This window comes from Litorihabitans aurantiacus (assembly GCF_030161595.1).
GTDB lineage: Bacteria > Actinomycetota > Actinomycetes > Actinomycetales > Beutenbergiaceae > Litorihabitans > Litorihabitans aurantiacus.
This window is the reverse complement of record NZ_BSUM01000001.1, coordinates 2,484,941-2,508,309: the sequence shown is the minus strand read 5'-3', so window position 1 is coordinate 2,508,309 and position 23,369 is coordinate 2,484,941. Positions and strand designations below refer to the sequence as shown.

At 74.0% G+C, this 23,369-nt stretch carries 14 protein-coding genes and 3 pseudogenes; 9 read left to right on the top strand and 8 right to left on the bottom strand.

Translation table 11 applies throughout. From position 1 onward, the window contains the following. Positions 1-116 precede the first annotated feature (116 nt). The 4 genes and pseudogenes from QQK22_RS11950 to QQK22_RS11935 all read right to left on the bottom strand — a co-directional run bounded on the left by QQK22_RS11950 (position 117) and on the right by QQK22_RS11935 (position 6,360). Positions 117-1,138 (bottom strand): annotated as a pseudogene (locus tag QQK22_RS11950) (3-oxoacyl-ACP synthase III). 230 nt (positions 1,139-1,368) lie between these two features. Next, positions 1,369-3,516 (bottom strand): nucleoside hydrolase-like domain-containing protein, encoded by a 2,148-nt coding sequence (locus QQK22_RS11945; protein WP_284251154.1) that lies wholly within the window; start codon positions 3,514-3,516, stop codon positions 1,369-1,371. A 333-nt stretch (positions 3,517-3,849) separates the two neighbouring features. Further along, the gene (locus QQK22_RS11940; protein ID WP_284251153.1) at positions 3,850-4,293 is read right to left on the bottom strand and encodes a YdeI/OmpD-associated family protein; all 444 of its coding nucleotides are present in this window, start codon (positions 4,291-4,293) and stop codon (positions 3,850-3,852) included. 306 nt (positions 4,294-4,599) lie between these two features. Further along, the gene (locus tag QQK22_RS11935) at positions 4,600-6,360 is read right to left on the bottom strand and encodes an HNH endonuclease signature motif containing protein (RefSeq protein WP_284251151.1); all 1,761 of its coding nucleotides are present in this window, start codon (positions 6,358-6,360) and stop codon (positions 4,600-4,602) included. A 456-nt stretch (positions 6,361-6,816) separates the two neighbouring features. Between QQK22_RS11935 and QQK22_RS11930 the strand changes: the two genes are divergently transcribed. Both QQK22_RS11930 and QQK22_RS11925 read left to right on the top strand, forming a co-directional pair. Beyond that, positions 6,817-7,269 (top strand): maleylpyruvate isomerase N-terminal domain-containing protein, encoded by a 453-nt coding sequence (locus QQK22_RS11930; RefSeq protein ID WP_284251150.1) that lies wholly within the window; start codon positions 6,817-6,819, stop codon positions 7,267-7,269. Further along, positions 7,263-7,547 (top strand): hypothetical protein, encoded by a 285-nt coding sequence (locus tag QQK22_RS11925; protein WP_284251149.1) that lies wholly within the window; start codon positions 7,263-7,265, stop codon positions 7,545-7,547. The genes QQK22_RS11930 and QQK22_RS11925 overlap by 7 nt, the downstream gene beginning before the upstream one ends. 10 nt (positions 7,548-7,557) lie before the next feature. On the opposite strand, the gene metX is transcribed toward QQK22_RS11925, so the two are convergent. Together metX and QQK22_RS11915 are read right to left on the bottom strand one after the other, a co-directional pair. Beyond that, on the bottom strand, positions 7,558-8,790 hold the full coding sequence (gene metX, locus QQK22_RS11920) for a homoserine O-acetyltransferase MetX (RefSeq protein ID WP_431310155.1): 1,233 nt from the start codon (positions 8,788-8,790) through the stop codon (positions 7,558-7,560). Positions 8,791-8,862: 72 nt separating this feature from the next. After that, a pseudogene (locus QQK22_RS11915) lies at positions 8,863-10,226 on the bottom strand (bifunctional o-acetylhomoserine/o-acetylserine sulfhydrylase). A 296-nt stretch (positions 10,227-10,522) separates the two neighbouring features. Here QQK22_RS11915 and QQK22_RS11910 point away from each other — a divergent pair. Next, a complete protein-coding gene (locus QQK22_RS11910) occupies positions 10,523-12,016 on the top strand; it encodes a C40 family peptidase (RefSeq protein WP_284251148.1) in 1,494 nt (497 codons plus the stop codon). Between the two features lie 54 nt (positions 12,017-12,070). Next, positions 12,071-12,505 carry a DUF6918 family protein gene (locus QQK22_RS11905; RefSeq protein ID WP_284251147.1) on the top strand — a complete coding sequence of 145 codons (435 nt, stop codon included), beginning with the start codon at positions 12,071-12,073 and terminating at the stop codon, positions 12,503-12,505. Between the two features lie 124 nt (positions 12,506-12,629). Here the strand turns inward: QQK22_RS11905 and QQK22_RS11900 are convergent, their stop codons facing one another. After that, the gene (locus QQK22_RS11900) at positions 12,630-13,148 is read right to left on the bottom strand and encodes an inorganic diphosphatase (protein WP_284251146.1); all 519 of its coding nucleotides are present in this window, start codon (positions 13,146-13,148) and stop codon (positions 12,630-12,632) included. A 135-nt stretch (positions 13,149-13,283) separates the two neighbouring features. Between QQK22_RS11900 and dacB the strand changes: the two genes are divergently transcribed. The 5 genes and pseudogenes from dacB to ftsH form a co-directional block, all read left to right on the top strand. Further along, complete coding sequence (dacB, locus tag QQK22_RS11895; RefSeq protein ID WP_284252722.1) at positions 13,284-14,705, top strand: D-alanyl-D-alanine carboxypeptidase/D-alanyl-D-alanine endopeptidase; 1,422 nt, start codon at positions 13,284-13,286, stop codon at positions 14,703-14,705. Between the two features lie 317 nt (positions 14,706-15,022). Then, on the top strand, positions 15,023-16,075 hold the full coding sequence (locus QQK22_RS11890; protein ID WP_284251145.1) for a zinc-dependent metalloprotease: 1,053 nt from the start codon (positions 15,023-15,025) through the stop codon (positions 16,073-16,075). Beyond that, positions 16,072-17,139, top strand: coding sequence for a tRNA lysidine(34) synthetase TilS (gene tilS, locus QQK22_RS11885; RefSeq protein WP_284251143.1), 1,068 nt, complete (start codon positions 16,072-16,074; stop codon positions 17,137-17,139). The genes QQK22_RS11890 and tilS overlap by 4 nt, the downstream gene beginning before the upstream one ends. Beyond that, on the top strand, positions 17,136-17,705 hold the full coding sequence (gene hpt, locus QQK22_RS11880) for a hypoxanthine phosphoribosyltransferase (protein WP_284251141.1): 570 nt from the start codon (positions 17,136-17,138) through the stop codon (positions 17,703-17,705). Before tilS ends, hpt begins: the two co-directional genes overlap by 4 nt. Positions 17,706-17,882: 177 nt before the next feature. Then, positions 17,883-19,889: pseudogene (ftsH, locus tag QQK22_RS11875) on the top strand (ATP-dependent zinc metalloprotease FtsH); the annotation flags it as partial. A 107-nt stretch (positions 19,890-19,996) separates the two neighbouring features. Here the strand turns inward: ftsH and QQK22_RS11870 are convergent. Continuing rightward, a complete protein-coding gene (locus QQK22_RS11870) occupies positions 19,997-23,032 on the bottom strand; it encodes a family 20 glycosylhydrolase (protein ID WP_284251140.1) in 3,036 nt (1,011 codons plus the stop codon). Positions 23,033-23,369: the final 337 nt, after the last annotated feature.

Sequence of the window (23,369 nt, the reverse complement as noted above, 5' to 3'; positions counted from 1 at the left end):
CCGCGCGGCGAGAGGACTGGTACCGGTACCCCCGCTCCAACCGCGCAGGGCCTCGACCAGGAGCGCCCGGGCCGGGTCGCTCCCGGGAGAGGTGCGCCTCGCCGTCGTGCCCCGCCTCACCAGGCGAGCTCGAGCATCGAGGTGTTCAGGCCGGACCCGACCCCCATGAGCAGCACGCGATCGCCGGGCGCGAGCGTGGGACCCTGCTCGGCGAGCGTGATCGGCACCGAGGCGGGGCCGACGTTGCCGTAGCGCGGGTAGGTCGTGGGCACCTTCGAGCGGTCGAGCTTGGCCGCCTTGACGATCGCTCGCGTGTGGACGTCGGAGACCTGGTGCATGACGTAGCGGTCCATCGAGGACCAGTTGAAGGTGGCGCGGGCCTCCTGCCAGGCGGCGACGACGAGCTCCATACCGCCCTTCAGCAGCGCCTTGGTGTCGGTGTACATCCCGTTGACCGAGCCGACGCAGACGTCGTGGAACTGCGTCGCGGCGCGCGTGACGCCACCGAGGATGCGGTGGCCCGAGGGGTGGGCGTCGGCCGGGCCGAGGACCGCGGCGGCGGCGCCCGAACCGAGCGTGAGGCTCGCGAACTCGCGCTCGAAGTCGGCGCGCTCGATACCGGGGCCGTTGAGCCGCGCGATGGTGTTGTCGTTGACCTCGTCGGCGTCCTCGCCGTCGATGATCACCGCGTAGCGGATCTGGCCGGAGTCGATCATGTGGGCCGCGACGCTCATGCCGTTGATGAAGCCGAGGCACGCGTTGGCGATGTCGAAGTTCATCGCCGACGACGGCAGCCCCAGCCCCTGGTGCATGCGCACCGCGACGGACGGCTCGAGGTGCGGGCGGGTGACGGAGGTGTTGATGATGAGCCCGACGTCGGCGGGGAGACCCCGGCCTCGGCCAGCGCCTTCTCGCCGGCCTCGATCGCCGCGGTCTCGAACGTCTGGTCGGAGGCCCAGCGGCGACGCTCGTGCACCCCGGCCACGCGTTGCAGCAGGCCGTGCGGCATCCGCAGGCGTTCGAGCGTGCGCGCCAGCCGGTCGTCGATGCTCGCCGACGTCGTGACGACGTCGGGCATCACCGCGGCCACCGACATGAGGGCCACGTTCTGGTGCCGGAAGGTTGCGTTGCCGTTCACGTGTGCGTCCTGTCCTCCGGGGCGATCCGCGGTCCGGGCGGCGGGATGCCGCGCCGTGTCGGGCCGTGCGCCCCCACGGCGGCCCCGTCCATGATCCCCCAGGCGCGAGCGGCTGCGAGCCACGGATCAGGGTGGGGTGCGCCACGGCGGGTGATCGCCGACCGACAGGGCGGGCCCGGCTCCCGCGAGGGAACCGGGCCCGCCCTGTCGGTCGGAGGCCGGGCGCGCCGTCAGCTCCGGCTGGCGTGGTACCTGCTGAGGAACGCCGCCATCGCGTCGCGGGCGACGGGGGCGAGCGGACGGTAGTAGTCGCGGCCGTCGTTGCCGTCCCACCCGGTGGCGATGCCGGTCTGCTGCATCCAGACGATCTCCGCGTAGAACTGGTCGCTCGGCGCCAGGTCCTCGAACGGGCTGGTGGTGGGAAGGTCGACGGCGGGGCGGTCCGCCGAGCGGTGCAGGAACGCGGCCATGGCGTCGCGGGCGATGGGCTCGAGGGGTCGGAACGACCAGGTGCCGTCGCCGTTGTCCCAGCCGGTGGAGATCCCGGCGTCGTGGAGCCAGGCGATCTCGGCGTAGAACTGGTCGCTCGTGGCGACGTCGGAGAACGGCGAGGTGGTCGGCGGCGTGTAGTCCGGGCGGCCGGCGGCGCGGTAGAGGAAGGCCGCCATCGCGTCGCGGTTGATGTCGCTGAGCGGCCGGTAGGAGAAGGTGCCGTCGCCGTTGTCCCAGCCGGTCGAGATCCGCTGGGCCTGGAGCCAGGAGATCTCGTCGTAGAACTGGCTGCCCTCGATGTCGGTGAACGGCTCCCCGACGGTGAGGACCACGCGCTGGTAGGAGGTGAGCGAGGGCTCGCCGTCGTCGGTGGCCTCGAGGACGAGATGGATCGTCTCGCCGGGGACGGCGTCGGCCGGGACGTCGAAGGTCACGGCGCCCGCGCCGTCGGCGGTGAGGTCGAGCGGTGCGCCGGGGTAGCTGCCGGCCTCGGCGTAGTCCCACCACGCGAGGTCGACGGCGTCGCCGTCGGGATCGGTGGCGCTCGCACCGAGCGAGACCTGCGCTCCCGCGCGGACGGTCAGGTCGGTCTCGCCGTCGAGTGACACCACGGGGTGGTGGTTGGCGTCGGCGTACGCCGGGGTCACCGACCACTGCAGGCGCGCGGCGAAGTCGTGCTGGAAGTCGGAGAACCAGCGAGCGGCGGCGAAGTCGTTGCGGGGCTGCCCGTCGGGGCCGATGTCCTGCACGCCGCGGTTGGACCACTGCAGCGGGTCGGTGGCGCTCGGGGCCTGCCGACCGCCCCACCCGCCCCAGGAGGGGTGGGCCCAGTTGTCGAGACCGTTGTCGACCAGGAGCGCGAAGTTCGAGGAGTCGCCCTCGGAGATCCAGGAGTCCTTCTCCTGCGGGGGCATCCAGACGCGGTAGCCCATCGCCTGGAGCTCGGCGGTGGTGTAACCGGACAGGCCGAAGTAGTCGGCCTCGTCCCAGCCGTCGGCCATGTGCTCGCCGTCGCCCCACACGCGGTAGTTCGCACCGATGGGGCCGACCTGCGAGACGTGCGTGCGGGTCCACTCCGCGTCGAGCATGAAGCGGTCCTGCGGGAGGACGGTGTTGCGGGCGAAGTAGCCCCAGATGCTGGTGGCGACCTCGCGGTTGTGGATGTCGGGCCAGTGCGGCTTGATGTAGTCGACGAAGGTCGTGTCCTGCTGACCGAAGCTGGTGATGACGGCCTTGGCGGACACCTTCGCGTAGATCGCGTCCCACTGCGGCGTACCTCTGTACTCGTCCTCGATGGACTTGAGGGCGCGGGCGATGGTGTTGGGGCCGCCCCAGGCCTGCAGGAAGACCTGGCCGGGCTCGTCGTCGAGCAGGATCTCCTTGATGAAGTCGGAGCCGGCCGTGTCCTCGGCCATCTCGCCCACGTTCTTGACGTTGCCCCAGTAGGTCATGTCGCGCAGGGCGTCGGCGGTGGGGTAGCGGGCGTCGTGGACCCTGAGGTTGTCCTCGACCTCCTCGTAGGCGTCGATGGCCTGGTCGATGTGGTAGATCGTCTCCGGCGCGATCTTCGGCCAGCGCCACGGGTCGAGCCCGATCGCAGGGTCACCCATGTAGTGGTGCTGGCTGGCGGAGTAGACGAGCCCGACGAGGTCGATCTCGTTCGCGTACAGGAACATCCGCAGCAGCGAGTTGAGGTCGTCGAGCTCGGGGTCGGTCGTGACGATCGTGCGTGGCTGGTCCCGGTTCACCTCGATCGCGGCGTTGGCGGCGACGGCGGGTGGGACGGTCGGGGCGGCGGTGGCCGAGGCGGCCACGAGCGGGACGGCCAGGGCGGCGACGCCGAGGGCTGCGACGGCGCAGCGACTCCGGCGGGTCAGGTGGGACACGGTGCTTCCTCTCGATGGGCGGCGAGCGGGTCTCCGGTGACCTCGCTCGACGACGTCGACCACCAGCCATGACGTCGGCGTCACTTCAATCTATTATGAATAGATATGCTTCAGCTGGTCTTTCCACGTTAGAAGGTGCGTGAGAGGGGTGTCAAGGGCACGGCGGGGTGCGCAGGGCGCGGCGGGGTGGTCGCGCGTCCTTGGGGCAGGTTCAGGGGCAGGTGCGACCGGCCCGCTCGTGTCACGAGGTCTCGCGTCGGGGCGGTCGTGGAGAGGTGTGCCGGGCCGCCGTCGCGGGGTTGCACGTGAGGGCGACGGCCTGGCTCGTGGGGCTCAGCGTTCGAGCGCGGTGATCACGGCCTCGATGCGCCGGCTGCGGGTGGCCGCGGCCTTGGCGCCCTCAACGGCGGTGACGTGCGCCTTGCGCCGGCTGGGCGAGAGGGCGTCGAAGGCGGCCCGCGCGCCGTCGACCGCCGCCAGCGCGTCCGCGAGGTCGTGCGGCACCTCGACCTCGCGCGGTGCGGCGTCGTGAGTGATCGTCACCTCGATCGCGTCGCCGCCCGCCAGGCCGCTCTCGCGCCGGTGCGCCGCTGACAGCGGCACCAGATGGCGTCCGCCCATCACCCCGATCGTCGAGCTGTAGGTGTAGCCGTTCACGGTGATGACCACCGGCGCCCGGCGACCTGCCCCGAGCGCCTCGACGACGGTCGCGGGGATCTCGATGCCCGTGTTGTTGCCGGTCTGGTGCACCTTGCTCGAGAACGTCTGCGCGGTCATGGCGGAATCATGCTCCGCGCGCGGTGCCGGCGCCACCCCTTGCCGGCGCTCCGCACCGGGCCACCAGGATGCGGGAGGACGGCTGGTTGATCGGAGCGGGTGGAGAGGCGACCTCTGGTCTTTCGGTTGGGGCTGCGCGGAACTGCCGTGATCGAATCCCCTCAAGCGAGCCGCGAGCCGCGAGCCGCGAGCCGCGAGGCATGCGGCGAGGTGTGGGCCGCGGACGGTGGGCGTTGGGGCGCGGGCTGCCGGCCGCGAGGCGTGGCTAGGACGGGGCGCGGTTCGGTCGCGTCGGGCTGGCGTGGACTAGACGACAGCGAAGTCGTCGGTGGTGGGGTCGTCGGTTTCGGCGTCGTCGAGCTCGCGGATGCGGCGTTCGACCTCGGCATCGCTCAGGCGCGGGAGGGCGCGGGTCCTGCCCCACCGGCTGGGTGGGTTCGAGGGTGGCCCGTCGCCGCGCCCGACCGCGCCGTCGACCGTTCGCCACAGGGTCTGGCCGGTGGGGGTTCGCCAGCGGCGGGTGCCGTCGGCCTCGAGGGTGAGTGTGTGGCCGGCGTGGGTCTTGAGGAGGTGGTGGTGGCGGCACAGGGCGTGGAGGTTCTCGGCCGCGGTCGCGCCGGTGGGCCAGGGAGTGTGGTGGTCGAGGTCGCAGCGTGCGGCGGGCACCTGGCAGCCGGGGACCACGCAGGTCACATCGCGCAGGCGGACATGACGATCCAGGGCGGCGCTGGGGCGGTAGGACTCCACGGGTGGTGGCGGGTCAGCATCGGGGTGGACCGGTTCGACCACCGTGATCCACCGGGCCGTGCCCTGCAGGGCGCGCACGACCCCGGGGCTCAGTGCGCCGTACCCGACGAGCTCGGGAACGTCGACACCCGGGCGCAGCACGGGTGGCGGTGACCAGTCGACGTAGGGATCGCAGCCCGGGTCCAGGTCCTGGACCGGTGGCCTCGTCGGACGGTCCCCGCTCCCGGTGCTGTTCCTGTTCCTGGGCTCCGGCGGTTCGACGGGTCCTCGTTCGTCGAGGTCGGGTTCGGTGTCCCACGGGTCGGGTTCCCAGGTGTACAGGTCGTGGGCGGCGACCGTGGCCAGCGTGGTGGCGCGATCGTGCCCCTGCTGGACCTCGGCGGACGCGATCACCGTCAACCCGGCGCTGCGCCCCGAGAACGACACCGGAACCGTGCACGGCGCGACCGGGGCGGGCTCGTCGCGCCCGAGTACAGGAGCGGGGGACGCTGTCGGACGGCCGGCACGGCCGGCGCGGCCGGTGTGGTTGGGGCGGCCGGCGCGGCTGAGCATGGTGGGTGGCAGGAGGGTGGCGTGGCCCTGGTCGAGGGCGGTGGTGGCCATACCGGCGAGGGCGTCGGCGCGCAGCTGCTCCAGCGTGCGCCCGTCACCACCCGTACGCGCGGCGCGTGCGGCGCTCTCGCAGACCTGCTCCAGCGCGACCGCGTCCGGTGCGGCCAGCACGGCCGAGAACGACGCCATCCCGTCGGGCAGCACCCGCACCCGGTTCACCCGACGCCTCGCCACGGCCCGCTCGTGCCGCACGCCGGCCTCATCGGGGGCGACCCGCACGATCTCCTGCTGCACCCGACGACGCAGCCCCGCATGATCCAGCACCGGGGCGGCGGGCAGGACCTGCTCACACACGGCCGCGGCCACGTGTGCCTCCTGCTCGGCCAGCGCCTCGACCATGATCGCGGCCTTGCCCGCATCGATACGACCCGCCGTGAGTTCCTCCTCCACCGGCGCCAGAACCCCGCCCAGGCAGCGCCCCTCATCGATCAGCTGCTGCCCCCGACGACGCGAGACCCCCAGCCGGAACCCGATCTCGTCCGCCGCGACCTCGGTGCGCCGACCCGTGAGCGTGCGCCACTGCGGCGTCATGGAGGACCGGTCCGCCAGCACCGCCGCCCACGCCCGCACCCGCGCCTCAGCAGCCGCCACCTGCCGCGACCACGCCGCCACGACCTCGAGCACCTCACCGTCACTCAGGCCACCACCACCCGCCAGGGCGAGACCGTCCAGCCGTTCCAGCGCCGCACGCTGCACTGCACCAGGCATCAACCCCAGATCGAACTCCGGCCCCAGCGCCGCACACGACTCCTCCGGCAACAGGTCACCCCGCAACGGCGCGAGGTCCGCCTCGACCTCGCCCCCGACAGCCGCGACCCCGGAGGCATCCGTAGCCAAGCGCGACGCGTCCGCCCCGCCCGCCTCACGACCACCCCCGGTGTACATGTGTTCGATTCTACTCGACTGCGAGCGCGAGCGGAAGGCCCTGGGAACATCGTGGAGCGGCCCGGCCGCCCATCAGGATGCCGGGGGCCGCCGTCGTCATGGCGTTCCGCCTTCCGACAACAGCGGTGCGACAGGCCGATGAACCGTGACTCGTCGTCGTGACGCGGCGCCCGCGTCGAACCGGCGGTCTCGCCGCGCCAGCAGCTTCCGGACGAGGCGCGCTCCGCACCCCGTGCTCGCCCAGGTCCCGCTCCACGCCCCCGCACTAGGCTCACCCGCATGAGCGACGGCGCCGACGACACCTCGATCGACCCCCGGCGCCTGGACGCCGACCTCGCCGAGCAGTGGGACGCCGTCGTGGCGTGGCTGCAGGAGCTCGACGGCGAGGCCCTGGACGCCCCCTCGGTGCTCCCCGGGTGGCGCGTGCGCGATCTCGCGGCCCACGTCGGTCAGGCCGTGGCCGTGCTCAGCGGTGCGACGCCGGTGGTGGAGCCCGAGGCCGGTCCGGCGCCGCGCCACGACCTGGCCAGCTACCTCGCGAGCTACGCCGACGACGCCGAGGGTATCGAGGCGGGTGCGGTGCGCCGTGCCCGCTCCGAGCGGGAGGACCCACTGGGAGCGATCGAGGAGAAGGGGAGCGCGCCGTCGCCGATCTCGCGCGGCTGCGCGCCGCCGGCACCGACCTGGTGCGCACCCGTCGCGGGGTCGTCCCGCTGGACGCCCTCGTGCTGACCCGGCTCGTCGAGCTCGTGGTGCACGCGGACGACCTCTCGCGCTCCGTGCCGTCGGTGGGCCTGGTCGACCCGACGGCGCGCACGATCGTCTCGCGCGCGCTGTTCGAGGTGCTGCGCGAGCGCAGCGGCGTCGACCACCTCGAGGTGCTGGACGAGCGCGACTGGGTGCGGCTCGCCACGGGGCGCACGGCGTGGGCCGACCGCGGTCGGGCGCTGCGCCCGGGCGACCTCGCGGAGGGGCTGCCCGAGCTCGGGTCCCACCTGCCCCTGCTCTGAGGCGGAAGCCTCAGCCCCGGCGCACCACCGGGGCGACCTCACCCAGGAAAGCCGCCACGATCGGCCCCAGCACGTCGAACTCGATGAGAAAGCCGTCGTGCCCGTGGTCGGAGTGGATGACGTGCAGGTCCGCGACGGCGAGGCCGCGCGCGATCTGCGCCGAGTGCGCAGGGAGGAAGAGACGGTCGCTGTCGACGGCGATGACCAGCCCCCGCGCGGTGACCCCGGCCAGTGCCGCGGCGACCCCGCCCCGGTCCCGCCCGAGGTCGTGCGTGATCATCGAGCGCGTCAGCGTGACGTAGGAGCCGGCGTCGAAACGGCGGGCGAGCTTCGCCCCGTGGTGGTCGAGGTAGGACTGCACGGCGAAGCGCCCCGAGCCGTCCAGCGGGTTCTCCGCGCGCTGCGGGATCCGCCCGAACCGGGTGTCCAGCTCGCGCGCGGAGCGGTAGGTCGTGTGGGCGATCTGGCGGGCGAGCGAGAGGCCGACGTGCGGACCCTCGCCGTCGGCGGCGTCGTGGTAGTCGCCGCCGCGGTAGGCGGGGTCGGCCTCGATCGCGCCGAGCTGCGCGTGCAGCCACGCGATCTGGTCGCCGGTCGTCTGGGCCGCCGTCGCGATCGCGGCGAACGCCCGCACCCGGTCGGGCTGCGCGACCGCCCACTCCAGGACGCGGTGCCCGCCCATCGACGCACCGATGACGAACGCCCAGGTCGGCACGCCCAGCGCGTCGCTGAGGCGCACCTCGGCCGCGACCTGGTCGCGCGCGGTGAGCGCGGGGAAGCGGGAGCCCCAGGGGGTGCCGTCCGGGGACGGCGAGGACGCTCCCGTGCTTCCCTGGCAGCCGCCGAGCACGTTCGGTGCGACGACGTAGTAGCGGTTGGTGTCGATCGGCCGTCCGGGCCCGACCATCTCCGACCACCAGCCGGCCGTGAGGTGCCCCTCGCCGGCCTCGCCCAGCACGTGCGAGTCCCCGGTGAGGGCGTGCAGCACGAGGACGGCGTTGTCGCGCTCGGCGTTCAGCGTGCCCCACGTCTCGTACGCCATCCGGACGCCCGGCAGCGTGCCGCCGGCCTCGAGATCGAGGTCGCCGACGTCGACGAAGCGACGCCCGCCGACCGGCTGCCCGGGACGCCACGCCGCGCTCGCGGGCGTGGGGGACGCGCCGTCGCCGCGCTCCGGTCGCACCTGACCGCGCGCCGAGGGTGCGATGCGGGGGCGCGGGTCGGGGCGGTCGCCGGCAGTCACCCGGTGATCGTACGGGGGATGCATCGGTCGGGCTCCTGTCGCGTCGTCGGGGCGTGGTCGGGGCGGCGCCCGTCAGACGGGCACCGACGCCTCGTCCGACGACGCCGACACCGCCGCCGTCGACACCGCCGCGGCGGCCGCGAACCCGAGCTCGAGGTCGGCCAGGATGTCGTCGACGTGCTCGAGCCCGACGGCGAGGCGCACCAGTCCCGGCGTGACGCCGGAGGAGAGCTGCTCGACCGGGGTGAGCTGGCTGTGCGTCGTCGAGGCGGGGTGGATGACGAGCGAGCGGACGTCGCCGATGTTGGCGACGTTGGAGTGCAGCTGCAGCGCCGAGACGAACGCCTGGCCGGCGGCGGCTCCGCCGTCGAGCTCGAACGCGAGCACGGCACCCGCGCCCCTCGGCGCGTACTTCACCTGGTTGGCGTGCCAGGGGAGGACTCCAGGCCGGCGTAGTGCACGCCGACGACGTCGGAGCGCGACTCGAGCCACCGCGCCACCTTCTCCGCGTTCTCGACGTGCCGCTCGACCCGCAGCGACAGGGTCTCGATGCCCTGCGCGATGAGGAAGGCGTTGAACGGGCTCGTCGCGGCACCGAGGTCGCGCAGGAGCTGGACGCGCGCCTTGAGGATGAAGGAGAGGTTGACGCCGAACGCGCCGCCCTCGCCGAGGTCGCGGGCAAACACGAGGCCGTGGTAGCTCGGGTCGGGCCGGTTGAAGGTCGGGAAGCGGTCCGGGTGCGCCGCGTAGTCGAACGTGCCGCCGTCGACGATCACGCCGCCGATGGCCGTGCCGTGGCCTCCGAGGTACTTGGTGGCGGAGTGGACGACGACGTCGGCGCCCCACGCCAGCGGGTTGATCAGGTAGGGCGTCGCGACCGTGTTGTCGACGATCAGGGGCACGCCGGCCTCGTGCGCGACGGCGGCGACCGCCTCGATGTCGAGGATGTCGGAGCGCGGGTTGGGGATCGTCTCGCCGAAGAACGCCTTGGTGTTCGGGCGCACGGCGTCGCGCCACTGCTGCGGGTCGTGCGGGTCGGCCACGAAGGTCGTCTCGACGCCGAACCTCGGCAGCGTGTGGTGCAGGAGGTTGTAGGTGCCGCCGTAGAGCGAGGAGCTCGCGACGACGTGGTCGCCGGCCTCGGCGACGTTGAGGATCGCGAGGGTCTCCGCGGCCTGGCCGGAGGCGACGAGCAGTGCCCCCACGCCGCCCTCGAGCGAGGCGATCCGGTTCTCGACCGCCTCCTGCGTCGGGTTGTTGATGCGGCTGTAGATCGGTCCGAGCTCGGCGAGCGCGAAGCGTGCGGCCGCCTGCTCCGCCGAGTCGAAGACGAACGACGTCGTCTGGTAGATCGGAAGGGCGCGCGCCCCGGTGGCGGCGTCGGGCTCCTGCCCGGCGTGGATCTGACGGGTCTCGAACGACCAGGTGCTGCTCACGGTGTCTCCTTCGTCGGTCCGGCGGGTGGGCGAGGTGCGACGACCATAGGGTGAGCCGGCCCGGGAGGTGCGGGGGTCGGGGGCGGTCTCACATCCCGGATCCGGCGGCTGGTGCGGTGTCCGGCGCGGCCCGCGGGGGCGACGGCGAATGACACCGGTGTAGTTTTTGGAGGGGGCCTCGACGGCGTGTCGCCTTGACGCGCGGGGTTGGCGTCTCCTCATTGTCAGGTTAAGGTCGAGCCTGAACCTGTGTCCGTCACGTCAATGCGGCACGCCGGACACCGGAGGAAAGCTCGATGACCCAGCCCCGCCGTCGCACCCGCGTCGTCGCCCTTCCCTCGTCGAGCGCGGTCGCCGGAGCGATCGCCGTCGTGCTGGTCGGTCTGACCTCGGCGCTCGTCCCCGCCGCCGCCACCCCTGTCCCGTCCGACGCCGAGCGGGCCCAGGCGCGCGCCGACGTCGACGCGCAGGCCGACCGGGTGAGCGTGCTCGAGGCGGACCTCGTCGCCGCCAACGTGGCACTCGAGGATGCGCAGGTCGCCGCGGCGTTCGCCGGGGAGAGCTACCTGGCTGCCGAGGCTGCCGCGGAGACCGCCCGGGTCGCGAAGGCCGACGCCGACGTCGAGGCGGCCACCGCGCAGGAGATCGCCGACGCCGCGAGCGACGACCTCGCCTCCGTCGCGCTGGCCAGCTACCGCAACGGCGGCGGCGTCGCGCAGCAGGCGCGCGTCTTCCTCGGGGCTGACGAGTTCGGTGACGTGCTCCGCCGTTCCGCCGCGCTGTCGGTCGCCACGGGTGCCGCCGGCGACTCGGTGCTCACGGCGCAGGAGGCGCAGGCGAACGCCGACGTCGCCGCGACCCGCGCCGGGACGGCCCAGGAGACGCTGACCACCCGCGAGGACGCGGCGAGCGACGCGCTGGCCGAGGCCGAGTCCGCGCAGGCCGACGCCGAGGCGCAGCAGGTGAGCACGACGGCGATCGTCGACGGCGCGATCAACGAGCTCGCCGTCCTGCGGGGCCACAGCGCCGAGCTCGAGCGGGCCTACCAGGACGAGCTCGAGGCCCAGCGCCGGGCCGCCCAGGAGCAGGAGGCGCGCGACCGGCTCGCGGCCGCCGAGGCGGCACGCGCGGCGGCGACGCCCGCGCCCGCCGCGACGACGGCTCCGACCGCCCCCGCTCCGAGCGCACCGGCGGCCCCCGCGCCGTCTGCTCCGGCTCCCTCCGCACCCGCACCGGCCCCGTCGGCACCCGCCCCCGCGCCGGCTCCGTCGACGCCGGCACCCGCCCCGGCCCCGCCGGCGCCTGCTCCGGCCCCGCCGGCACCTGCGCCCGCTCCGCCGGCACCCACCCCGACGCCCCCTCCCGCGCCGGCTCCGACCCCTCCCCCCGCGCCGACGCCCCCGCCGCCCCCGGCCCCGCCGGCGACCTCGAAGGGTCAGGTGGCCGTGAACGCGGCGTTGACGAAGGTCGGTCTGACCTACCGGCTCGGCGCGAACGGGCCCAGCGCCTACGACTGCTCGAGCCTGACGAAGTTCGCCTGGGCCCAGGCCGGGATCACCCTGCCGCGCGTCTCGCGGGACCAGTGGACCGCGACCGCCCGCATCAGCGAGAGCGAGCTCCAGCCCGGCGACCTGATCTTCTGGTCCAACAACGGACGCCAGAGCGGGATCTACCACGTCGCGATGTACACGGGGCCGGGGATGAAGGTCCACGCCGCGAACCCGAGGACCGGCATCGCGCACGACAAGATCTACTACTCGAACCTGCTCGGCTACGGCCGCGTCTCCTGACGCACGACCCGCCGTCGTGCGGACGTGCGCGCGGAGCCGCCTAGCATCGAGGGCATGACGACCCTTCGCGAGACGCTCACCGCGCCCGAGACCAAGCCCGCCGCCGTCGCCGACCTCGCCGCGCTGATCGAGGCGGAGATCGCCGGGATGAGCGGCCTGACCGGGATCGCTGCCAAGACGGCTGTGAAGGCGGCCAAGGCGCGCCGGCCCGACGTGGTCGAGCGCGGTGCGAACGCGTACCTCGGCACGCTCGCCGACGCCCTCGCCCCCTTCTGGGAGCGCCACCGGGCCGAGGGCGGGGGCGACTTCGCCGGCTACGTCGCGCTCCACTCCGGCGAGGTGCGGGACGCGGTGCTCGCCGCGATCGAGGGGGAGGTCGGCAGCGGCAACCAGCGCTCGATGTACGAGAAGTTCAAGCCGCAGCTCACGAAGGTGCTGACCGGCGCGCTGCCGAAGATCGGCGGGCTCGTCCAGAAGCACGCGGGCTGACCGCCCCGGAAGTCTCTCGCGGACGCCCGGAAGTCTCTCGCGGACGCCCACAGAGACCTCGCGGACAGACGACGACGGGCCCCGCTCCAGCAGGAGCGGGGCCCGTCGTCGTGCGCGGGGCGGGTCAGTGCGGCTCGTTGGCGCCGTGCGCGTGGTGCAGTCCGGCGTCCTTCGCGCGCTGCACGGAGCGGACGATCTCCGCCTCGGCCTCCTCGCGGCCCACCCAGTGCGCACCCTCGACGGACTTGCCGGGCTCGAGGTCCTTGTAGACCTCGAAGAAGTGCTGGATCTCGAGGCGGTGGAACTCCGAGACGTCGTCGATGTCGTCGCGCCAGCTGGCGCGCTGGTCGCCGACCGGCACGCACAGCACCTTGTCGTCGCCGCCGGCCTCGTCGCGCATGCGGAACATCCCCAGCGCACGGCACTCGATGAGGCAGCCCGGGAACGTCGGCTCCTCGAGCAGCACGAGCGCGTCCAGCGGGTCGCCGTCCTCGCCGAGGGTGCCCTCGATGAACCCGTAGTCGTCCGGGTAGCGCGTGGAGGTGAAGAGCATGCGGTCCAGGCGGATGCGCCCGGAGACGTGGTCGACCTCGTACTTGTTCCGGTGACCCTTGGGGATCTCGATCGTGACGTCGAACTTCACCGCATGACCTCAAATCTGCTCGTCGGCCCCCGCGGGCGCCCGTCGTGACTGCGTGACTACTGTGGGGACAGTCTGACGTACGCGGCGCGACTCGTGCACCGCGCGGGCGTCGGGCTTTCGGGAGCACCGGTGGTGATGCCGGTGGACGAGCAGGAGGAGATGCGGGTGGGCAGGCGCCGCGCCGTCGTGATCGCCGCCGTCGCGGTGGGTGCGCTGGGACTCGGGTACGCGAGCGCCGACGCCGCCGATCTCGTTCCCGGGCCCCTCACCACCCAGCCGGCGCCGCCGCCGCCCGAACCGTTCCCCACGCCGTCGCCGCCCGCCGGTGTCGCGGTGCCGCTCGTGCTCCCGGCGCTCGACGGCGCCGCCCCCGTCCCCGCGGCCGCCTCGCTCGACGGCGCGCTGACGGAGCTGCGCACCGCCCCGGAGGTCGGCGCGCCCCCGGGGGTGCTGGTCGTGGACGTCGCGACGGGCCAGGACGTGGTCGCCGCCGACCCCGACCTGGCGCGGCTGCCCGCCTCCACCACCAAGGTCCTCACCGCGGCGGCCGCCGTCGCCACGCTCGACCTCGCCTCGACGCTGCCGACCACGGTGCGGCTCGACGGCGCCGACGGCCTCGTGCTCGTCGGCGGCGGTGACATCGCGCTCGCCGCCGGTGCGGGGGACCCGACCGCCGTCGTGGGCCGCGCCGGCCTCGGCGACCTCGCGGACGCGACCGCTGCCGCCCTGGCGCAGCGCGGTGTCGCCTCCGTCACGCTGGCGGTCGACGACACGCTCTTCTCGGGTCCGGGCCAGGCGCCCGGCTGGTCCTCGATCGACCTCACGGGCGGATTCGTCGCACCGGTGCACCCGCTCGGCGTCGACGTCGGGCTCATCCCGGGGCGCGAGGCGCGCGACGGCGACCCCGCGGGGGCCGCGGCGCAGACGTTCGCGCAGGCGTTGGCCGAGCGGGGTGTCGAGGTGCGCGAGGGACCGTCGCGGGGGAGCGCCGGTGACGGGTCCGTCGAGCTCGCGCGCGTCGACTCCGCCACGATCGGCGAGATCGTCGACCTGGCGATGGCGGACTCCGACAACACGCTCACCGAGGTCCTCGGCCGACTCGTGGCGGTCGCCGCCGGGCAGCCGGCCACGTTCGAGGGCGCCACGACGGCGATCCTCGACACCCTCGCGAACCTCGGCCTCGACGTGTCGGGCACCGCGCTGTCGGACGCCTCGGGGCTCTCCTCGGCCAACCGCATCTCGCCCCGGCTGCTCACCGACCTCCTCGTGCTGGCGGCGACCGACGACGCGCTGCGGCCGCTGACGACGTCGCTGCCCGTGGCGGGCCTCGAGGGCACGCTCGCCAACCGCACGCTCGACGACGGTCTGGTGCGCGCCAAGACCGGCACCCTGCCCGGCGTCGTGAGCCTCGCCGGCTACACCGTGACGGCCGACGGCCGGGCGGTCGCGTTCGCGGTGATGGCCGACGCCGTCCCGCCCGCCGGCAGCTACCAGGCCCGGCTCGAGATCGACGCCTGGGTGCGCACGCTGACGGCCTGCGGCTGCTCGGACGGCTGATCGCCGACCGGGGCGGCGGCGACGAGGGCATCCGTACCGCGGTCGACCGGACGCGACCGCCCTCGGGATCCTCGCTCTCAGCGGCTGAGGCCTCGCCCACAGCGGCTGGCCGCAGCCGTCCCGGCGGCGCGGCGCCCTGACCTGCGACGACGTTCGGCGCGCGCGTCCGGCAGCGCCACCAGCCGCTGTGAGCGAGACGCAGCCGCTGTGAGCGAGGGGCGTCGGCGCAGAACGGGCCAGGCCGGGGGTGGCCGGGTTCGGGCTGACGGCGCTACTCCTTCCGGGCCGACGGCGCCCCACCGGCCTAGGGTGGAGCGATGACCTCGCCGATCGACTGGCGCGCCGCGGCGGCGCGCGCCGCGAGCGTGGTCCCCGCCGGTCCGCCGGTCGACCGCACCGGTGCCGCCGCTCTCGTCGCCTCCCTCCGCCGGGCGGCCGCGCAGGCGCCCCCGCTCGTGGCCGGCGTCACCGGGCTGCACGAGGCGTCCGCCGCCGCGGGTGACCGGCCCCCGCTCGTCGTCGACCGGGCGCGCTGGGCCGCCGCCGCGACCGAGACGTTCGCGAGCCTGACCGACGGCGTCCTGCCGCCGCCGCGGCTGCCCGGAGCCGCGCGCGTGGCGGGGGAGCAGCTGGGGGTGGTGCTCGCGCTGCTGGGCACGCGCGTCCTGGGCCAGTTCGACCCGTACGCACAGGGGCGCCCCGACGGGACCGGTGCGGGGCGCCTGCTGCTCGTGGCGCCGAACATCCTCACCGTGCAGCGCCAGCTCGACGCCGATCCGACCGACTTCCACCTCTGGGTCTGCCTGCACGAGCAGACGCACGCCGTGCAGTTCGCGGCCGCCCCGTGGCTCGCCGACCACCTGCGCGCAGCGCTCGCGCGGGTCATGGAGCCGGTCGACGGCGACGCGGACGGCGAGGACGCCCCCGCCCCCGTCGCCCGCCCCGCCCGACGGGCCGTCCGAGGTCGAGCGGGCGCCGTCAGCGCCGTCCCCGGCGTCCTCGAGTCCGTGCTCGAACCGCCCCAGCGGGAGGCCCTGGCCGACGCCGTCGCGGTCATGTCGCTCCTCGAGGGGCACGCCGACGTCGTCATGGACGAGGTGGGGCCGACGGCGATCCCGAGCGTCGCGCGCATCCGCGCCGGGTTCGAGAAGCGCCGGGACGAGCGCACGTGGGCCTCGGTGCTGGTGCGCCGCCTCCTCGGCATGGACGCGAAGCTCGCCCAGTACCGCACGGGTGCCGCGTTCGTGCGCGGCGTGCTCGGTGCCGTCGGGCACGAGGGGCTGAACGCCGTCTGGGCGGGGCCCGAGCGACTCCCCACCGCCGACGAGATCGCCGACCCGGCCGCCTGGGTCGCACGCGTGCACGGGTGACCGGCCCCGACCCGGCGGTGGCGCGGGCGCGCCTCGCGGTCCGCGAGCACCTCGCGCCGCTCGCGTCCGACGGCGCAGCGCCCCTCGTCCTGGTCGCCTGCTCCGGCGGCGCGGACTCCCTCGCGCTCGCGGCGGCGACGGCGTTCGTGGCGCCGCGGCTCGGGCTGCGGGCGGGCGCCGTCGTCGTCGACCACGCCCTCGCGACCGGGTCGGACGCGGTCGCCGAACGGGCCGCCCGCGCGTGCCGCGACCTGGGTCTCGACCCGGTGTGCGTGGAGCGGGTCGCGGTGCCCCGGCGCGGCGGGCTCGAGGGCCGGGCCCGCGAGGTGAGGCACGTGGCGTTCGACGACGTCGCGGCGCGCACCGGCGCCGTCGCGGTCCTCCTGGGCCACACCGCCGACGACCAGGCCGAGACGGTGCTGCTCCGGCTCGCCCGCGGCAGCGGCGCCCGCTCGCTCGCCGGGATGCCTGAGCGGCGCGATGTCCTCGGTCGACCGCTGCTGGGGCTGCGGCGGGCCGACCTGCGCGCGGCGTGCCTGGCGCAGGACCTGACGTGGTGGGAGGACCCGGGCAACGCCGTCGACGGCCCGCAGACGACCGCCGCCGGGCAGGCGCTGCCGCGCAGCGCCGTCCGCCACCGCGCGCTGCCGGCGCTGGGCGCGGCGCTCGGCGTCGACCCCGTGCCCGCGCTGGTGCGGACGGCCGGGCAGCTGGCGCGCGACGCCGACCTGCTCGACCGCCTGGCCGCCGACCTCCTGGCCGAGGCGCGGACGCCGTCGGGACCCGCCGTCGCAACGCTGGCGAGCGCACACGCCGCGCTGCTGCCCCGCGCGCTGCGCGCCTGGCTGCTGGCGGAGGGTGTGCCGGCGGGCGACCTGGGTGCGGTGCACCTGGACGCCGTCGCGGCGCTCGTGACGGCGTGGCGCGGGCAGCGCGGCGTCGACGTCCCGGGCGGGCGCCGCGTCGTGCGGGTCGACGGCGTGCTCACCCTCGCGCCCCGGACGTCGCGGCAGCGCCCGCCCGGGCGTGGCGGCGACGGCGGATGTGGAACGCTGGACCCGTGAGCACACAGGCCTGGAACTACCCGGAGGTCGGCGGCGACCTCGTGAACGTCGTCGTCAGCGAGGAGCAGATCCGGCAGCGCCTGTCGGAGATGGCCGCGCGGATCGACGAGGACTACGCCGGGCAGGAGGTGCTGCTGATCGGCGTGCTCAAGGGTGCGGCGATGGTGATGTCGGACCTCATGCGGCACCTGCGCAGCGACGTCTCGATGGACTGGATGGCGGTGTCCTCCTACGGCAAGGGCACGAAGAGCTCCGGCGTCGTGCGCATCCTCAAGGACCTGGACACCGACCTCACCGGTCGGCACGTGCTCATCGTCGAGGACATCATCGACTCCGGTCTGACGCTCTCGTGGCTCATCGAGAACCTGCGCTCGCGCGGGCCGGCCTCGCTCGAGATCGCCACGCTGCTGCGCAAGCCCGAGGCCGCGAAGGTCGAGGTGGACGTGCGCTACCTCGGTTTCGACATCGCGAACGAGTTCGTCGTCGGCTACGGCCTGGACTACGCCGAGCGCTACCGCCAGCTGCCGTTCGTCGCGGTGCTCGCGCCGCACGTCTACGGCGGCTGAGCGCAGCCGGGAACCCCCGCGGCGCCGGCGACGTTTGACCCTGGGTGCGCCCGGAGACGGCACGCGCCCGAGCGGGTTCCACGCCCTGCGCGAACGGGGCGCGAGGGTGGCACCGCCGTCGTATAGCGTCACTGCAGGTGCCTCGACACGAGAAGGGCGGGCCTGGCGGCCCCACACATGAACGTCAAGAAGATCGCGCGCGGCCCCTGGCTGTACATCCTGCTCCCCGTCGTCCTCCTGCTGATCGCCCTGAACTTCCTGCGCGGCGGCGGTCCGCAGACGATCGACACCTCCGACGGACTCGCGCTGCTGCGCGGTGACACGGTCGAGCAGGCGGAGATCACCGAGGGCTACCAGCGCGTCCAGCTCACGCTGACGGAGCCGTTCACGGACGCGGCCGGTGACGACCGCGGCGAGAGCGTGCAGTTCCAGTACGTGACGCCGCAGGCGGACGAGGTCGCCGAGCTGATCGCGGCCGCCGAGCCCGAGCAGGGCTTCAACTCGGTCGTCCCCTCCACGCCGTGGTGGTCCTCGTTCCTGACGACGTTCATCTTCCTCGCGCTGATCATCGGCGTCTTCTGGTTCGTGATGTCCCGCATGCAGGGCGGGAACTCGCGGATGATGAACTTCGGCAAGTCGAAGGCGCGCCAGGTCAACAAGGAGAACCCCGACGTCACCTTCGCCGACGTCGCCGGCGCCGACGAGGCCGTCGAGGAGATGCGCGAGATCAAGGACTTCCTCGCCAACCCCGACCGCTACCAGGCCGTCGGCGCGAAGATCCCCAAGGGTGTGCTGCTGTACGGCGCCCCCGGGACGGGCAAGACGCTCCTGGCCAAGGCCGTGGCCGGCGAGGCCGGCGTGCCGTTCTTCTCCATCTCGGGTTCGGACTTCGTGGAGATGTTCGTCGGCGTCGGCGCCTCCCGCGTGCGCGACCTGTTCGAGCAGGCCAAGAGCAACGCCCCGGCGATCATCTTCGTGGACGAGATCGACGCCGTCGGGCGCCAGCGCGGCGCCGGGCTCGGCGGTGGCCACGACGAGCGCGAGCAGACCCTCAACCAGCTCCTCGTGGAGATGGACGGGTTCGAGAAGAACTCCGCGGTCATCATGATCGCGGCGACCAACCGCCCCGACATCCTCGACCCGGCGCTGCTGCGCCCGGGCCGGTTCGACCGCCAGATCACGGTCGAGGCCCCCGACCTCAAGGGGCGTCAGGCGATCCTCGCGGTGCACGCGGCGGGCAAGCCGATGACCGCCGACGTCGACCTCGCCACCGTCGCCAAGCGCACGCCCGGCTTCTCCGGCGCCGACCTCGCCAACGTGCTGAACGAGGCCGCGCTCCTGACGGCGCGCTCGCACGCCCAGCTCATCGACAACCGGGCGCTGGACGAGGCGATCGACCGCTCGATCGCCGGTCCGCAGAAGCGCACGCGCGTGATGAACGATGCCGAGCGCAAGGTCACCGCCTACCACGAGGGCGGTCACGCCCTGGTCGCCGCGGCGATGCGCTACACCGACCCCGTCACGAAGGTCACGATCCTGCCGCGCGGCCGGGCCCTCGGCTACACGATGGTCATGCCCGCCGAGGACCGCTACTCCACGACGCGCAACGAGCTGCTCGACCAGCTCGCGTACGCGATGGGTGGTCGGGTGGCCGAGGAGCTCGTGTTCCACGACCCGACGACGGGTGCCTCCAACGACATCGAGAAGGCGACGGCGACTGCGCGCAAGATGGTCACGCAGTACGGCATGAGCGAGCGCGTGGGTGCGCTGCGCCTCGGCCAGGCCGACGGCGAGGTCTTCCTCGGCCGCGACTACGGCCACCAGCGCGACTACTCCGAGGAGATCGCGGGCATCGTCGACGAGGAGGTCCGCCGCCTGGTCGAGACCGCCCACGACGAGGCCTGGGCCGTGCTGACGCAGTACCGCGACGTGCTCGACGCCCTGGTGCTGGAGCTCCTCGAGCACGAGACGCTGAACGAGACCGAGCTCGCCCGGGTCTTCGCCCCGGTCGTGAAGCGGGACGCGCGGCCCGTGTGGCACTCCTCGAACCAGCGCCCGGTGAGCCAGCGGCCGCCGGTGGCTACCCCGGCGGAGATCGCCGCAGGCACGGCCGACGAGCTGCCGCAGGACCAGGTGGCGGCCGCGGGCGACGAGCACCCCGCGCAGGAGCTCGGCGAGCTTCCCCGGACGCGACACCGCACCCGTAGCAGGATCCGTCCCGAGACGCCGAACGGCGGTGCCCCGCAAGGGGCACCGCCGTTCGGCGTCTCAGGGGCGTCGCGCCCCGGGGATCATCCCCGCACGCGGCTGCGGCGCGCGATCGCGGCGCCCGATCCGACCAGTGCCGTCGCGAGGAGCGCGAGCCCGGCGACCGAGGCGCCCGTGCTGGCGAGGCCCGAGCGCCCACCCGTTCCGTGGGTGGGCGGCTGGTGGGTGCCGGCCGACGGGGTGACCGTCACCTCGGCGGTGATGGACGGCGCCGGCGCGGGGGTCGTCGGCGGGTCCGTCGGGTCGCCCGGCGCCGGGGCGACGGCGAGTGTCACCTTCAGCGGGGCCTCGGCGCGCTGCGCGGAGACGCCGCCGACGGCGACGACGGAGTGGTCGCCCACGGGAGCGTCCGCGGGGATCGTCACGGTCGCGGAGACGTTCCCCGCCGCGTCGGCCGTCACCGTCGCGAGCGCCACCACCTCCGAGTGCAGCTCGAGCGCGACGGGCTCACCGGCCGCGAACCCCTGACCGGTCACGGTCACCTCGGTCCCCTGGGCGGCCGTCGTGGGATCGACAGTCAGGGACGCCGGTGCTCCCCGGACCTCCGCCGTGAACGGGGCGGTGCGCCCGTCACTCAGGGTCACGGCGCCGCGGTACGTGCCGGCGGCGGTGTAGGTGTGGCTCCCGGTGACCGCGTACGCGCTGCCCGCGTTCAGCACCCCGCGCTCCCTCGCCGTGCTGAAGGTTCCGGGCGAACTCGTGCCGTCCCCCCAGTCGATCTGGACGGAGGCGTCGACGAGGTCGCTGCTGCTCACGCCGTCGGCGTCGTCCGTCACGTCGAAGCTCACGACCGCGCCGTCGTCGCCCGCCCGCGTCCCGGGGGCCAGCAGCGTCCCCACCTCGAACGTGCCCTCCTGCCCGGCGTCGGCGTCCACCGCGCTGCCGGCCAGCTCGGAGCGCCACGGTACGAGCGCCGAGTCGTAGAAGTTGGCCCCGGTGGCCAGCAGGCGCGGGCCGATGCCCCCCAGACGGTTCAGGAAGTCCGCGACGTCCCGCTGCTCCTGCGGGGTCCAGCCGATCTCGGCGAAGGCCGCGGCGCGCGGGAAGACGAGGAACTCGGCCTGGCTGCGTCCGCGGACGGTCTCGCTCCAGAGCGGGGCCTCGACCCCGGCGACGGACTCCTCCGTGAGTTCGGGGATCACGGTGGCGGGATCCCAGTCGTAGTACTGCGGTGAGTCGCACGTGCCCTCGCAGGCCCACGTGAGGCCGATCGCGGTGCCGGCGTTGTACTTCATGTCGAGGTAGGAGCTCACACCCCGCGACACCACGACCTTCGCGCCGCGGTCCGTCGCCGCCTGGAGCGACCGGGTCTCCCCGTTCCAGTACTGGACGTGGTCGCCCGACCGGATCTGCGCGGAGCGCGCGATCTCGTTCCAGCCGTTGGCGGACTTCCCCAGGTCGTGCACGATGCCGATCGTGCGGCTGACGAAGTCGTTGAACTTCTGCTGGCCGTGGCGCTCCACCATGTCGTGGCTCTCATCGCCACCCACGTGCACGAGGTCACCGGGTGTGAGCTCGGCGAGCTGCCCGAGCACGTGGGCGATGAAGGTGAAGGTGACCTCGCTGTCGGGGTCCAGGTAGGAGTAGCCGACCGCCCCGGTGCCGTTGTGGGGCGCGGTGGGCTGCTCGGGTGTCGCGGCGTGCGACGAACCGGGCGTGTTGAGCTCGGGGATCGCGTGCAGCGCGGCGTTGGTGTGACCCGGGAGGTCGATCTCGGGGACGATCTCCACGAAGCGCTCCTGCGCGTGGGCGACGATGTCGCGGTAGTCCTGCTGCGTGTAGAAGCCGGTGCGGCCCGGCTCGTCCTGGTAGCCCTGCTCGAGCATCGCCGTCCGCCCGGACACCTCGGTGAGCCGGGTGTAGTCGATCGTGTCGCCGTCGGCGCGCCCCTCGTTGGTGATCTCGATGCGCCACCCCTGGTCGTCGGCCAGGTGCAGGTGGAGCCGGTCGATCTTGAAGGAGGACAGCACGTCGATCGTCGCCGTCAGCTCCTCGACCGTGAGGAACGAGCGGGCGACGTCGATCATCACGCCGCGGTAGCCGAACCGCGGGGCGTCGCTGATCTCGAGCGCGGGGACGGTCCAGTCGGCGATGACGGCCTCGGACGACTCGGAGGCCGCGGGGAGGAGCTGGCGCAGGGTCTGGAGCCCGTTGAAGACGCCGTGCGGCTGCGCGGCCTCGATCGCGACGCCGTCGGGACCGGACTGCAGCGTGTAGGCCTCGCCCGTCTCGTCCGCCTCGCCGCCGAGCGTGAGCTCGACGTCCGCGGGGGTGGGCTCGCCCTCCACGACGGGCAGCGCGAATCCCGTGGAGCGCCGCAGCGACTGCGCGGTCAGCTCCGCGAGCGGCGCGAGCTCGGGGCCGGCGACGAAGCGGCTGTCGGGCGTCAGCGTGTAGCCCTCGCCGTCGAGCTCCTCGATCTCCGCGGGAAGCGGCACCAGGTCGAGCGCGGGCACGGTGTCGGGCCGGTCGGGGGCGTACGGGGGCTCCTCACCCGTCCAGGCCTCGAACTCCCACAGCGAGACGCCCCACGCGCTGTTGGCGCGTTCCACGGTCTCCATGCGGGCGAAGGCGATCGGCCCCTGGTCGCTCACGTCGATCCGGTCGATCCCACCGCACGAGGCGTCCAGGACGCCACCCACGTCGTTCCAGGTCGCCCCGTCCGCGGAGACCTGGAGCCGGTAGCGCTTGGCGCAGGCGGTCTCCCAGACCAGCGTGACGTGGTCCAGCTCGGTCGCCTCGGCCAGCTCCAGCTGGATCCAGGCGCCGTCACGAACCTCGGAGGACCAGCGCGACTGGACCCCGGAGGCGGTGGAGGCCCTGACACCGTCGTTGACGAGCTCGGGTCCGAACCTGTCGGGGACCTCGCGGCCCGAGGCGGTCACGGTCGCCCCGAGGGCGACGTTCTCGCTGTCGGCGGGTGCGGCGGTCGCCGACTGCCCGAGCACCATCAGCGGCGCGACGAGGGCGAGGGCGAGGGTGGCGGCACGCGCACCTCCGGCGTGACGGCGGGCCGGGCGCAGGGCTCCGGCGAAGGGTCGAGGACGGGGGGATCTCATGGCGGCTCCTGGGCACGTCGGTCGGTCAGGAGCTCGGCCGACCCTCGCGAGAACGCGGTTCCCGGGCGAGGGGCGGGGGTGCGACGGAGCGTGCCCGGGAGGCTACCCTGCTGCGCCGGGGGAGGCCAGGCCCTGGCGCATTCTCGAAGGAAGACGGACACGACACCGTCCGGCGTTCTCCGGCGACGCGTCCCGGTGGCCCGCCTCGCTACGCTGGGAGGGTGACTGACACCTACCGGATCGTCGGGCTCGCGGGCCGTGGCGCCGTCGCCGACGCCCCCGACGGCCCCGTCCAGAGCCACGAGCCGTTCCTCCTCGACCTGGCGCTCCACGCGTC

Coding starts and splice junctions, on each gene's coding strand:
- QQK22_RS11940 (WP_284251153.1), bottom strand. CDS start 4,293: ATGACCGCGCAGACGTTCTCGAGCAAGGTGCACCAGACCGGCAACAAC.
- QQK22_RS11935 (WP_284251151.1), bottom strand. CDS start 6,360: ATGCCTGGTGCAGTGCAGCGTGCGGCGCTGGAACGGCTGGACGGTCTC.
- QQK22_RS11930 (WP_284251150.1), top strand. CDS start 6,817: ATGAGCGACGGCGCCGACGACACCTCGATCGACCCCCGGCGCCTGGAC.
- QQK22_RS11910 (WP_284251148.1), top strand. CDS start 10,523: ATGACCCAGCCCCGCCGTCGCACCCGCGTCGTCGCCCTTCCCTCGTCG.
- QQK22_RS11905 (WP_284251147.1), top strand. CDS start 12,071: ATGACGACCCTTCGCGAGACGCTCACCGCGCCCGAGACCAAGCCCGCC.
- dacB (WP_284252722.1), top strand. CDS start 13,284: ATGCCGGTGGACGAGCAGGAGGAGATGCGGGTGGGCAGGCGCCGCGCC.
- QQK22_RS11890 (WP_284251145.1), top strand. CDS start 15,023: ATGACCTCGCCGATCGACTGGCGCGCCGCGGCGGCGCGCGCCGCGAGC.
- QQK22_RS11870 (WP_284251140.1), bottom strand. CDS start 23,032: ATGAGATCCCCCCGTCCTCGACCCTTCGCCGGAGCCCTGCGCCCGGCC.